At 65.7% G+C, this 11,880-nt stretch carries 12 protein-coding genes and 2 pseudogenes; 4 read left to right on the top strand and 10 right to left on the bottom strand.

The genetic code is table 11. The annotated features are described in order from the left end of the window. The 5 genes and pseudogenes from VML93_RS38075 to VML93_RS38095 form a co-directional block, all read right to left on the bottom strand. Positions 1–254 (bottom strand): annotated as a pseudogene (locus tag VML93_RS38075) (molecular chaperone); the annotation flags it as partial. Positions 255–338: 84 nt separating this feature from the next. Beyond that, on the bottom strand, positions 339–722 hold the full coding sequence (locus tag VML93_RS38080) for an oligopeptide transporter substrate-binding protein (protein ID WP_325618994.1): 384 nt from the start codon (positions 720–722) through the stop codon (positions 339–341). An 86-nt stretch (positions 723–808) separates the two neighbouring features. Beyond that, positions 809–1,438, bottom strand: a complete 630-nt coding sequence (locus tag VML93_RS38085) for a hypothetical protein (RefSeq protein ID WP_325618996.1) — start codon at positions 1,436–1,438, stop codon at positions 809–811. 66 nt (positions 1,439–1,504) lie between these two features. Next, positions 1,505–2,068, bottom strand: coding sequence for a hypothetical protein (locus tag VML93_RS38090; protein ID WP_414686558.1), 564 nt, complete (start codon positions 2,066–2,068; stop codon positions 1,505–1,507). 127 nt (positions 2,069–2,195) lie between these two features. Further along, positions 2,196–2,732, bottom strand: a complete 537-nt coding sequence (locus VML93_RS38095) for a PadR family transcriptional regulator (protein ID WP_325619000.1) — start codon at positions 2,730–2,732, stop codon at positions 2,196–2,198. Between the two features lie 89 nt (positions 2,733–2,821). On the opposite strand from VML93_RS38095, the gene VML93_RS38100 reads away from it, so the two are divergent. After that, the gene (locus VML93_RS38100) at positions 2,822–3,688 is read left to right on the top strand and encodes a hypothetical protein (RefSeq protein ID WP_325619002.1); all 867 of its coding nucleotides are present in this window, start codon (positions 2,822–2,824) and stop codon (positions 3,686–3,688) included. A 315-nt stretch (positions 3,689–4,003) separates the two neighbouring features. Here VML93_RS38100 and VML93_RS38105 read toward each other — a convergent pair whose 3' ends face one another. Together VML93_RS38105 and VML93_RS38110 are read right to left on the bottom strand one after the other, a co-directional pair. Then, positions 4,004–4,954: an amidohydrolase family protein gene (locus VML93_RS38105; RefSeq protein ID WP_325619004.1), complete on the bottom strand. Its 951-nt coding sequence runs from the start codon at positions 4,952–4,954 to the stop codon at positions 4,004–4,006. A 3-nt stretch (positions 4,955–4,957) separates the two neighbouring features. After that, on the bottom strand, positions 4,958–6,427 hold the full coding sequence (locus VML93_RS38110; RefSeq protein WP_325619005.1) for an aldehyde dehydrogenase family protein: 1,470 nt from the start codon (positions 6,425–6,427) through the stop codon (positions 4,958–4,960). An 82-nt stretch (positions 6,428–6,509) separates the two neighbouring features. Between VML93_RS38110 and VML93_RS38115 the strand changes: the two genes are divergently transcribed. Genes VML93_RS38115 through VML93_RS38125 form a run of 3 tightly spaced genes read left to right on the top strand, consistent with a single transcriptional unit; the run spans position 6,510 to position 10,327 of the window. Then, a complete protein-coding gene (locus tag VML93_RS38115) occupies positions 6,510–8,438 on the top strand; it encodes a LysR substrate-binding domain-containing protein (protein ID WP_325619007.1) in 1,929 nt (642 codons plus the stop codon). A gap of 9 nt (positions 8,439–8,447) precedes the next feature. Beyond that, on the top strand, positions 8,448–8,963 hold the full coding sequence (locus tag VML93_RS38120; protein WP_325619009.1) for a hypothetical protein: 516 nt from the start codon (positions 8,448–8,450) through the stop codon (positions 8,961–8,963). 2 nt (positions 8,964–8,965) lie between these two features. Continuing rightward, on the top strand, positions 8,966–10,327 hold the full coding sequence (locus VML93_RS38125; RefSeq protein WP_325619011.1) for a hypothetical protein: 1,362 nt from the start codon (positions 8,966–8,968) through the stop codon (positions 10,325–10,327). Between the two features lie 2 nt (positions 10,328–10,329). Here the strand turns inward: VML93_RS38125 and VML93_RS38130 are convergent, their stop codons facing one another. The 3 genes and pseudogenes from VML93_RS38130 to VML93_RS38140 form a co-directional block, all read right to left on the bottom strand. Beyond that, complete coding sequence (locus VML93_RS38130) at positions 10,330–10,773, bottom strand: SRPBCC family protein (protein ID WP_325619014.1); 444 nt, start codon at positions 10,771–10,773, stop codon at positions 10,330–10,332. 1 nt (position 10,774) lies between these two features. After that, a complete protein-coding gene (locus VML93_RS38135) occupies positions 10,775–11,584 on the bottom strand; it encodes a 1-acyl-sn-glycerol-3-phosphate acyltransferase (RefSeq protein ID WP_325619016.1) in 810 nt (269 codons plus the stop codon). A 14-nt stretch (positions 11,585–11,598) separates the two neighbouring features. Beyond that, positions 11,599–11,880: pseudogene (locus VML93_RS38140) on the bottom strand (nuclear transport factor 2 family protein); the annotation flags it as partial.

Raw genomic sequence — 11,880 nt, forward strand, 5'->3', positions numbered from 1 at the left:
TCGACCGTCAGCGCCTCGCCGAGGTATTTCGTCCCGTCCGCCGCCACCAGCGGTGACCGGTCCCCGACCCGCTCGACAAAACCCCGCATGACCAGGCCAGGTTGGGTCAGGTTCGGGTTTTCTTCGGGCAGACCGACCTCGCTTGCCCGGTCGTCGAACAGCGTCAACACGGAGCTGCGGCGGACCGGAGCGCTACCCGCGCGGGCCCCGACCAGGTTGGCCACCCCGATCGACAACCCGAGCGATTCGCTCATGCGGCGCACCCCCGTGCTTGTTGCAATGCCGTCATTCGGCTAGCGGTCCTCACCATATCGGGTGCCGGTCTGGCCTCGGCCACGTCAATGGTGGGGAAAAGTCGGTAGCTGCGGGAAGTGGCGCCGCGTCGACGTGGTGGTCGTCGTCGTGGTGGTGGTTTCCGGCGTCGTGGTGGTCGGTGTTGTCGTGGTGGCTGTCGTCGTCGGCGTGGAGGTAGTCGCGGTTGTCGAAGTTGTCGTCGAGGGGGTGGCCGGCGTCGGTTCCTGGTCCTTCATCAGCTCAAGGCTGCCGTAGATGATCACGCCGATCAGCACGACGATGAGTACGGCCCATCCGACCAGCGCTAAAGGTTTGCGCCAGCGGGGAACCGGTTCGGGTTCTTGTCCGCCCCTCGGGTCGCCAGGGCCGTAGTTGCCTCGCACGGAGGGGTTGCTGGGGCCATAGTCCGGCGGGTCGTTCCATGCCACGACAGCCGAGCGTATCCGCTAGGGCTGGAGGCCCTGAATCGCGCCCCGGTCGGTAGCCAAAAGTTGACCTCGCTGCGACCGGGTTGTTAGGGGAGGTTGGGCGGCAGCGTAATCGGGTGCGGTACTTCCGGAATGGTAATCACCGACGGCAGCGGCGGCAGGTGTGGATGATGCGGCTGGCGCGTTGGTGCCTGTGGTGGCTGCTGGGGGCGCTGTGTCGGCGGTGGCGGCGGTGGTGGGGCTCCGCTGCTCGGGGGAGGCGCCGCGCTGGTGGTGGTCGTAGTCGGGGATTCCGACGGGGTAGTCGTGGTGGTGGTGTTGTTAGCGCTAGTCGGCGGGGTGCTGGTAGTCGTGCTCGGCGTCGGGGTGTTGTTGGTGCCCCCCTCGTCGCCGAAGATCAGCTTGTCGGCGCCGTAGACGATCAGCCCGATCAAAATCAGAACAAGCAGGCCCCAAAGCCCCAGCACCAGCGCCTTGCGGTACCACGGCGCAGGCTCTTCGTCATCCGGGTCGGGCTGCGGTTCCGGGGGCCTGTACTCAGTGGGCGGACCCGACTGCGCGTACTCGGTGGCCGCACCGGGCGCGTACTGGTTGGGCGGGCCCGGGGGAGGCGGTGCCACGGTTGGCGGCTGCTGGCCGGGAGGCTGGTATGGACTCCAGGCCGCCTTTTGGGTCGGTTGCCTGTTGAAGTCGTCGGGCGGGCCGTAGTTTGCCACGGTTTCGATGGTACTGACCCCACCTGTTCATCGCCGAAGCCTTTGTCCGGCGGTCGGCTGGTCAGCTCAGAACGTGTCGACCTTCTGGATGCTGACAAACATGCCGTGGCCGGTGTTTTTGTTGGTGAACCGGGTGCCTTCGGCGGTGGCGTTGATGGTCCAGCCCTGCGCGTCGTAAGTCTTGTAGTCGATGGTGACGGTCGGGATGGCCCCCAGGTTGCCCAGGACCCACTGCACGGAACCGTTGGCGTTGATATTTACGCCGTTGGCGTGTTCGCCATCTTGCAGCGGGGAGTTGGTGAACGCGGCTTCGCATCCGACGCTGGCCGAATTGATCTGGCAGCGCGTCAGGCCGGATTTGGTCTCGATGAAGACGTAACCGTTCTGGTCGGGTTTGAGCGGGATGGCGCCGGCCGGTGCGGGCGAGCTTGTCGGTGTTATCGGTGGGAGCGGGGCCGCGGTCGGTAGCGCCGTGGCGGTCTGTCTGGGCCTGGGGAAGGTCGGTTCGGTCGGCCCTGCCCCCGATCCGGCGACCGGTTTGCCCCCGATGACGGAGCTGCAGCCGGCAACCAGCGTCAGCAGCAGCGACCCAACGGCCATGCTGCACCGTGCTTTTTGCGGTAAGCGCACACGCTCTCCTGAAAATCAGAGATATCGGGAGTCAGATTACGGCGGGGGTACGGCAGGTTACAGCAGTGACGCGCCGTTGGGACCGCCTCGATGGCAAAGCGTTACCGGTGCCGAGTAGTCGCTCGAATTAAGGCGCTTTGGCGTCTGCTCGCCGGTTCAGGCCATCGATCACCCACGTGGCCCATTCGGCCTTTGCCTTGCTCCAACGCAGCCCGTTCTCCAGGACGGCGCCGGCGAAGAAGTCGTCTTCGCTGTCGGACCAGTCGGTGGAGTCGCGGATCTGCTGGAAGTGGGCGTGGTCTCGCTCGGCAATGGTCCGGTACTTCTCCAGGTACTCACGCTGCTGGCTGGGGGTGAGCTCGCTGAGCATCAGGACGCGCAGCAGGGCCGCGTTGCGAATCGGCGGGTCCTCCTGCGGGGAAATCATCCATCGGTGCAGCTCATCGCGGCCCGCATCGGTGATCGCGTACTCCTTGCGCCCGCGCGGGCCCAGGTCGGAAACCTTGATGAGCCCCTCGGCGGCCATCTTGTTGAGTTCGCCGTAGAGCTGGCTCTGCGTGGCCGGCCAGACGGGGTCCATCACCAGCTGAAACAGCTTGAGCAGGTCGTATCCGCTTGCAGGGTGGTCGGCCAGCAATCCCAGCGCGGCGTGTCGCAAACTCACCCAGCCATGGTACCTCCACCTTTGACATGTCATTACCTACATGTCAGTATCGACATGTTATAAATGGAACGTTGACCTGAGGAGATGAGATGACCCAGACAATCCGCCGTGACCTGCCGGACTTCGCCAGCACCGGCAACAACGCAACGAACAGCCGGCCGCGGGCCAAGGGCCTCGGGGGCGCCATCGACGCGTTCCTCAAGTCACCGTTCGCCGGCATCGCGCCCTGGGCGCTGCTGTCGATCCTGTCCGGACCCGGACGCTTCGAGGAGGCCGTGCTCGCCGGACTGGGCCTTTCGGTGCTGGTGATGCTCGTCGGCATGAGCAGGGGCATCAAGGTCCACTTGCTCGAGCTGTTCGGTGCCGCGTTCTTCGGGGCGCTGGCCGTCGTTGGCCTGTTCGCCGCGGACAATGTGATCCGGTTTCTGGAAGCTTGGTCTGGCGAACTGACCAACATTTCGCTGGCCGGCTTCGCCTGGATCGCGCTGCTGATCCGCAAGCCATTCACGATGGCCTACGCCAAAGACAGCACGCCGCAGGAATACTGGGACAGCCCGCTGTTCAAGCGGATCAACGACGTCATCACGGCTGTTTTTGCAAGTGCCTTCACCGCCGCCGCGGCCGCCGGCTTCATCGGTGTGTTCGTCCTGCACGACGCCGGCAACTTCTGGACCGGGTGGATCCTGCAACTGGCCGCGATCTTCTTTGCGGTCTCGTTCTCCGAGTTCTACCCCGACTACGCCTCGGCCAAGTTCGACCTGGCCAACGGGGAACCCGCGCAGCTGCCCTCGGTCGTGCGGATTGTCGAGTGGTTGCCCACGTTCGTGATCGTCACGGGTGTTGCGGGATTGGTCACCGGCTCTGTCGATTTCATTGTGGGTGTCGCTCTGATAGTGGGCGGCAGCGTGGCCTCCGGCATCTTGGCCAAGTCCCGACGGCCGGTCAATAGTCCTTGAGGTACCAAAGCGTCTGCAGCAGAAGATGTTTGGCTTGAAACTCTGGAAACGACTGGACAGTAATCATGATCAACGAATTCTTGAACCCTGAAACTGGTGCCCCGGGCGGTGTTGTTTACCTTCAATTCGCCGTCCGGCACGCCAATGCCGTGTGCTGACTGCGAAAACGGTGGGCTATAACGTCTTCAACGTATCAGCGTTTCAAGACTGAAGTCGTGGCCGACCTACCTGAAAGCAGGTGGAATATAAGTCGCATCGAGGTGCTCGCGTGGTTCGACAAGCACGTTCGAGAAAATGCCGGTGTCGCATCAGCCCTCACAGACCGAGCAGATTCTCCGCATTGCGATGGCTGATGCTCGCCCGATCTTCTTGGGAGAGCGGCAAATTGTCGAGGAAAGCGCGGGCGGCTTTCATCGAACCGAAGGGGTGATCGGTGGAGAACGCCACCCGGCCTACGCCGACCTGGGCGACCAGGTTGGCGTAGGCCGCTTCGTCGTTGAAGTTGGCGAAGGTGTAGTGGACGTTCTCCCGCAGGTAGGTGCTGACCGGATGGCGCAGCCCGGTGAGTTCCGGCCTTAGCGTGGCGTCGAATCGGGGGAGCATGAACGACGTCGCCTCGCCCATGTGTCCGATGATGAACTGCAGCGACGGATGGCGGTCGAACACGCCACCGAGAATCAAGCGCAGCAGGTGGGTGGCGGTGTTGATGTGCCATCCCCACCCCACCGTGGCGAGCGCGAAGGTGACGTCGGCGGCAAACCCGGCGTAGCTGGATTCGATAACGGCGGCCGGCGGGATCGTGGGATGCAGGTAGATCGGAACCTTCAGCGTCGCCGCGCGGTCGAGCACCGGTTCGAAGGAAGCGTCGTCCAAGTAGACGCCCCGGCAGTGGCCGTTGATCACCGCCCCCGGGAATCCGTGCTCGCGGACCGCCCGCTCCAGCTCCTCGGCTGCCGCTTCGGGCGCGCTGATCGGCAGGCTGGCGAATCCGGCGAGCCGGTCCGGATAGCGTGAGATGGCCGCCGCCAGTTCGTCGTTGCAGGCCCGGGCCAAGCGGGTGCCCGCCGGTCCGTCCAGCTGCTCCACCCCGGGCGCTGCCAGCGACAGCACGGCCAGGTCGATGCCGGCGTCGTCCATGGCTGCGATGCGTCCGTCGCCCAGGTCGGAGATCGGTTCCACAATGCCCGGGCGGGCCTTGAGCCAGCTGCCCGGCCCGCTCAGGAATCCTGTTGTCGCGTAATGCTCTTCGAGCGCAATGGTTCTCATGTGTTATCCCTTCAGTGCTTTGGTGGCCCCGGTCCAGCTCGGCAGCTCGTCGCGCCGCGCGGCCAGGCGGATCGTCTTGGTGTAGCCGTACTCGGCCAGCGTCTCCTGGGCGTGCTCGCGGCCGAAGCCGCTGTGGCCGACGCCGCCGAATCCGGTGCCGACCGCGACCCGGAAGTAGTTGTTGACAAAGACGGCTCCGGCGCGGATCTGCCGGCTCACCCGCAGTGCCCGATCGGTGTCCTGGGTGAAAACCCCTGCGACGAGGCCGAATTGCGTGCCGTTGGCGATCCGCACCGCCTGCTCCTCGTCGCTGAAGGGGATCAGCGCGACGACCGGACCGAAGATCTCCTCGGTGGCCACCCGCATGTCCGGGGTGACATCGGTGAGCAGGGTGGGCGGAACGTAGAAACCGTCGGTGAGCCGGGGGTCGCTGGGCAGGGGCGCCTGAGCGGCGATGCGAGCGCCCTCACCCACCCCGATGTCGAGGTACTCCAGAACCCGTTTCTGCTGTGCGCGGGTGACCAGGGGTCCGACGTCGGTGTCGGGATCGGCGCCGTCGCCAACGCGTAGCCGGCTCACGGCGCTGCCCAGCCTCTCGGAGAACTCGGCGAAAATGTTGTCCTGCACCAGGATTCGTGACGATGCGGTGCAGGCCTCGCCCTGGTTGAAGAAACCGCCGTCGATGGCGGCCAGCAGTGCCTCGTGCAGATCGGCGTCGTCGAACACCAGTAACGGGTTCTTGCCGCCCAGCTCCATCAGGGTCGGGGTGAGGTTGTCGGCCGCGGTGTGCAACACGGCGGAGCCCGTCGCCGGGGAGCCGGTGAACGAGACCTTGCCCACCAGGGGATGTCCGGCCAGCGCGGCCCCCACCGCGCCAGCCCCGGGCACGACGTGCACGAGGTCGTCGGGCAGTACGGACGCGATGAGTTCGGCCATGCGCAGTACCACCGAAGGTGTCTGCTCGGGCGGCTTGAGCACGATCGCGTTGCCCACCGCCAGTGCGGGTGCCGTCTTGCCGGCGGTGTGGATGGGCGGCCAGTTGAACGGCACGATGCCGGCGATCACCCCGTAGGGCTCCAGCGTGGTGACGTCCAGGACCGGGCCGTAGTCGCGCGCCTGGCTGGGCAGCACCTCGACCACGCTGGCGAAGTAGTCGAAGATGGCGATCGCGGCCTCGACGTCGAATTGGCGGGCCTGGGTGATCGGCTTGCCCATTTCCAGGGATTCCAGCGCGGCGATCTCGTCCGCGTGGGCGCGGATGACCTCGGCCGCTTTGCGCAGGTAGTGGCCACGCTGGCGGGCCGGGCGTTGCTTCCAGTTCAGGTGCGCGGCGTGGGCGGCCCGTACTGCCTGGTCCACCTGCGGCGGCCCGGATCCTTGCACGACGGCGACGGGCCGGCCGGTGGCCGGGTTGTCGACGGTGAACTGGTCTTGGTCGGATGTCGAAGACCAGCGGGTTCTGGTGACCTTCACGTTTCGACGCTACGCGAGGCCGCGCGATCACAGCCAATGAAAACTTCTGATGGCTACCAGCATCAACAGTGATAATGGTCGGGTGGAGCTTCGTCACCTCGAGTACTTCCTGACGGTCGCCGACACGCAGAGCTTCACCCAGGCCGCCAGACGGCTGCATGTCGTCCAGTCCGGAGTGTCGGCGACGGTCAAGGCCCTGGAACGCGAACTCGGCGCGGAATTATTTGTCCGAGGCCCCGCCGGAGTCACACTCACGCCCGCGGGACAGGAGTTGCGGCCCCATGCCCGTGCCACGCTGGACGCTGCCCGCGCGGCCAGAGACGCCGTCAACGCCACCCGCGGAGCCGTCCGCGGCACCGTGACCGTGGGCACCTTGACGTCGATCAGCGTCATCGACCTGCCCACGCTGCTGGCCGACCTGCACACCCGGCATCCCGAGGTACGGATCCAGCTGCGCGCCGCCAGCGCCGGTACCAGCGGACTGGCCCGGCAACTGCGCGACGGGGATCTCGACGTCGCATTCCTGGTCTTCACCGGCGCCCCGCCGGCCGACCTGGACGCCCGTCTGGTCGCCGAAGTCCCGCTGCTCCTGGTGGTCCCGGCTGATCACCCACTCGCCCAACGGAATTCGGTGTCAATGGCCGATCTGGCCGGGATGTCGTTCGTCGACGGTCCGCCCGGATACGGCAACCGAACCGTCGTCGACAACGCGTTCGCCGCCGCCGGCGTGGAACGCACCGTCGCCCTGGAGGTCGCCGACATCGGCACCGCCGCAACCTATATCCGAAACGGGCTGGGCATCGGCTTCATGAGCTGGTCCATCCTCGACGTCAGCGACGATGCGGGCCTGGTGACGGTCCAGGTGGCCGATTGCGACCTGACTTGGCGGCTGTACGTCGCGACGTCGGCGGCCCGTCCGCCCAGTGCTGCCACCCGCGCCCTGCTGGCGTTGATCGAGGAGAGGCGGGCGTTGCGGCGTGGCGAGGCACGCAATCTCGGTCCGATCGCCGGGACCGGCGCCCGGGGCGCCATACCCGGTATCGGCGCCGCGGACCTAGGGGAGGTTGTTCAGTTGCCCGACGGGTCGTATGTCGCGGTTTTCGGCGACGCGTTCGGCGGTGACAGGGTCGGCGCCGACCCGCACTACCCGTCGGTGGCGGTGCCCGTGACGTTCGACGACGCGGGTCGGCCGCATTTCGGTGCGCCTCTGACGGGACCCACGGGAGGCCCATACCCCCCAAGTATTTTGTTCATCCCGCCGCGTCAGGCGCGCGGTATGAACACGCTGCCGGCGGGCAGTATCCAGCTCGACGGCCTGACCTACATGCTGGTGGTGGGCACCAATCAGCTACGCCCCGAAGGCGGTTCGTGGCTGGTGGAAGTCACCGACGATCCGGAGCGGGGCTGGAAGCCGGTCAAAGGGTCATGGCGTCCGGGCGACTATGCACACGGTGCGCAGTCACAGATCAGCGGCTACCAAGCCAAGGACGGTAACGTGTACATCGTCGCCGACTCTTTCGACCGCAGCCGGGGAGTCAGTCTCTACCGCACCGATCCCGACAGGGTCACCGACCGCTCGGCCTGGCGGCCGTATGTCGAGCTGCGCGACGGCAGCAGGTGTTGGGGTGCACCCGGCCAGGAAGCAATCACCATCAGTGACACCCACTTTGGCGAGCTCAGCTTCCGGGAAGTCGAGGGGGCGGCCGTCTTAGCCGGTTTCAACGTCAGAGGCGGACCCGATGGTGCGGTGGAGATATGGGTGGCCGACAGCCCCACCGACGTGTTCAGCAAGGGCGCCATGAGTGTTGTCATGCAGCAGGGTGATCGGGATGCGCCGAACTTCGTGCCGCAGAACTACGGTGGGTATATCGTTCCCGGTTCCACCCTGGAATGCATGAATATCTTTGCCAGTCAATGGAATACGCTCAACGACGCGCAGGGGGCGCCGATCGGCGCGCCGTACAATACGCAACAGGTGCTCGCCAACGTCGGCCGCGGGGCGCGCAATTAGCATTGACCGGTGCGTCATGCGTCCTTGCTTGCAGCCGTCCTATTGGCGCTGAGTGGCGTGGCGCCGCCATCGGCCGCCGCGGCGCCACCCGGCTTCCCGGACCTGAGCAAGTTCTCCGCGGTGGACCCCGCTCCGTATGTCGCCGTGGTGGGGACCAAGAGCGTACGGCGCATCCAGTTTGTCGCGGGTCAGCTGAACTGTTCCTGGGAGTTGCCGGCCGACCCGAACGCGCACGACGGCGTCTCGTGCAGCGGCGACATTCCGGGCATTCCCGACGGGGTGCCGCGCGGTGAGTATGACAATTCGTGCGACGGCATCTCGACGGGCGGTGCGGTCGGGCTCTACACCTTTTCCCGCGGCACCGGACCCTGCCCGCCTCCCGACGGCTTCCGCCCGGTACCGGTGGGCGCCAAGATCACCGCCGCCAGCGCAACCTGTGCGGTCACCCCCGACGGGGTGGCCTGCATCGATCCCATCGTCAACCACGGATTCGTGCTGCAGCACCCGCTCAGCTGGGTGTTTTAGCGATGCGCCGCCGGGTCATCGTCGCCGTCGTACTGGTCGCCGAGCTGGTGATCGCGGCGGTGCTGCTGCCCCGGTTCCGCCCAACCGCGACCGCCCCGCAGCGCCTCCTGGTCGGCTTTCCGCTGGATCGTGAGCCGGTGCCGGGCTGGCGATTGACCACCACCGACATCGGCCTACCTGCCGACGTTCCGGTCGGGCAGCCGATCACGACGATCGGCGACCACGCCTACTTCCTCACCGGCTGCGCAGGCGACTGCAAGCGGGGCTGGGTGTACGGGATCGACCTGAAGACCGGGTCGCGATTGTTCAAATCGGTTCTGCTGGACGGCTTTCACTACAACTCGTGGTACCACGATTGCTACCAGAACGGCCCGTCGGTGGCGGTGTGTGTGGACAACCCGGCGATTGAAGGCCAACCGGGGCAGGTCTGGGTGCTCGATCTCGATCGGGGAGTGGTGACCTATTCCGGCAAGACGGATCTGTGGCAGGACAACTACCGCGGCTTCGGTCCCTACATCGAGGCGGTGGGAAACCCGCGCGGTCAGACCCGAATGATGGCCAGCGTGGCGGGCAAGGGCGTCTACGGTGTCGGGCCACGGGCCGAGTTGACCTGGTTCGTCCCGGGCAGCGGCCATCTGGTGGCGCCGGTGTTTGCCGTAGACGACGGAACTCCGGTGACGCTGGCCACGCAGATACCAACCGCCGACGATCCGAGGTATCGGGTGTTCTCGGTGGTCGACGGGACCGAGAAGACGCCGACACCCCCACCCGGCACCACGCTCAAACGGGCAATCGTCTACGCCGGTGGATTCGCCTACCAATACGAGGCCGGCAATACGGTCGGTGTGTTGTTCTACGACCCGGCCGGTCAGCAACTGGCCCGACGAGAACTCAAGAACTACAACCTGATGGAGGCCACGGCGCTGCCGATCGTGCTCGACTGGCCGGTGTTCCGGGTGTACTCGCCGGACGGACGGGAGGTCGCAACGCTGCCCGCCGACCTAGCCCACCACAAGACGCCGATCTTCTGGGCGATGGCAAACAACCTTTACCTGGGCTGGCAGGAATACCCCAGTCTGTTGGAGACCTGGCAGCAGTGGAACCTTGACACCGGCCGGCCCGGGTCGACCTGCCAACGCCAGTACCCACTGACGTCGTACGTCGGCTCGGACGGCCGAGTCGTGTTGCTGAAGCACGACGAAGAACCGCCGGCCGCGGCTCTCGCGGTCGACTTGAAAACTTGCGAAACCCGTTGGCGCATAACGCAGCCGGGTAAGCAGCCGGGTAAACGTCGGATCGAACAGCTCGGCACCGCTCTCGTCGACATCACCGCCGACGAGCTCGTGTCGCTGCGCGCGCCGTGAGGCTACCGCTCGAATTCGAGTTGGTGCCGGATTTCCTCGGCGATGGCTTCCAGGTTGCGGCCGACTAAACCGCGCCCGATCAACTCGCTGATCCAGGCGATGGCATACCCGGTGACCGAAAACTTCAGAGCCAGGGTGAGCCTGGTGCCGTCACCGTCGGGCTCGACGCGAGCGTCGAACGAGTGCCGGGTTCCCCGTACGGATTTCCAGTGCAAACGGCTGGCCTGGAAATCGGTGGGGGGTGTGACGAGCACCCGTCCGCCGAGGTGGACGGTGCCGCTGTCCACATAGACATCCCACAGCTCGCCGTCGTCAGTGGACTCGATGAATCGGCATCGGCTGAGCGTGGACATATTGGAAAGCAGCTTGTGCGGGTCGGTGACGAAGGCGCTGGCTTCGTCGACCGGGCAGCGGACGTGGCGGGAGACCGTAACCGTCTGGCTCATGTCACCGGACCATCGGGACGACGGTTCTGCTGGCCAGCTTTGACAATCCGACCTGCATGACGCTGGTGACGTAGTCGAAGGCGTGATCCCAATCCGGTTCCTCGCCGAACCGGGCGCGTAGGTCGATCGGTTCCAGCACCTGCATGCGGATCTTCGCGGGAAGAGGGAAGTGCGGCAGCGGAAGCGGCGACAGACCCCACGGGATGCTCAGCGTCATGGGCATGCTTTTGACTCGGGCCAATTTGTCCAGCCGCAGCAGCTTCGCGGTGGGACGGCCGTCGTTGAGGATGATCAAGGTGTCGTGGCCGCCGGTGGCGACCACCGGCACGATCTTGACGTTCGAGCTATGTGCGAGGCGCAGGAAGCCCTTGCGTCCCGAGAAGATGATTTTGTTGCGGTCGCGCCACGGACGCAGCGCCTCGACGTCGCCGCCCGGGTAGACCAGGGCCGAAGCGCCGCACTCGAAGATGCGCTCGGCGAAGGAGTTGGCGGCCGGAACCACGCCGAGCTTGCGGGTCAACCCGCCGATAACCGGTGCGGCCGTGACTGTGTCGTGCGCCAGCGCATACAGCGGCCGACCTTCGACGGTGAAGAACGTGTTGTAGGCGAGCAGGAAGACGAACGTGTCCGGGGTGGAGCCGCCGCCGCTGTGGTTGCCGACGAACAGCACCGGCTCGTCGGGAACGTTTTCAAAGCCAAGCACCTCGGCGCGGAACCACACCGTCGACAGCAACCACAACGGGGGCAGGACTGCGCGGATGAACTCCGGATCGCGGTTGCGCAGTTCTTCGGGGATCTCGGGGCCGGTCATCTCGATGAGATTAGCTACCGCGCGTCGATGAAGTCGCGGAATTCCTGCGGCACCTCGGATGTCTCGATCTTGGTGAAGAAATCGGGGGTCGTGACGGCGCTGTAGGTCTCTTCGCCTTTTATGAAGCCATCGGCGTCGAACGGCCAGACGATCAGCATGCGCAGCGACAGGATGTAGAAGGCCTCCGGATCATCTACCGGGAAGCCCCTCTTGGCGGCGTCGGCGCCGTGGTAAAGGGAGCGGTAGTTGCCTTCGGTGACGATCGTGTCGTCGTCGACCACGATGCGGTCCATATC

It is taken from the genome of Mycobacterium sp., assembly GCF_035499775.1.
Taxonomy (GTDB): Bacteria; Actinomycetota; Actinomycetes; order Mycobacteriales; family Mycobacteriaceae; genus Mycobacterium.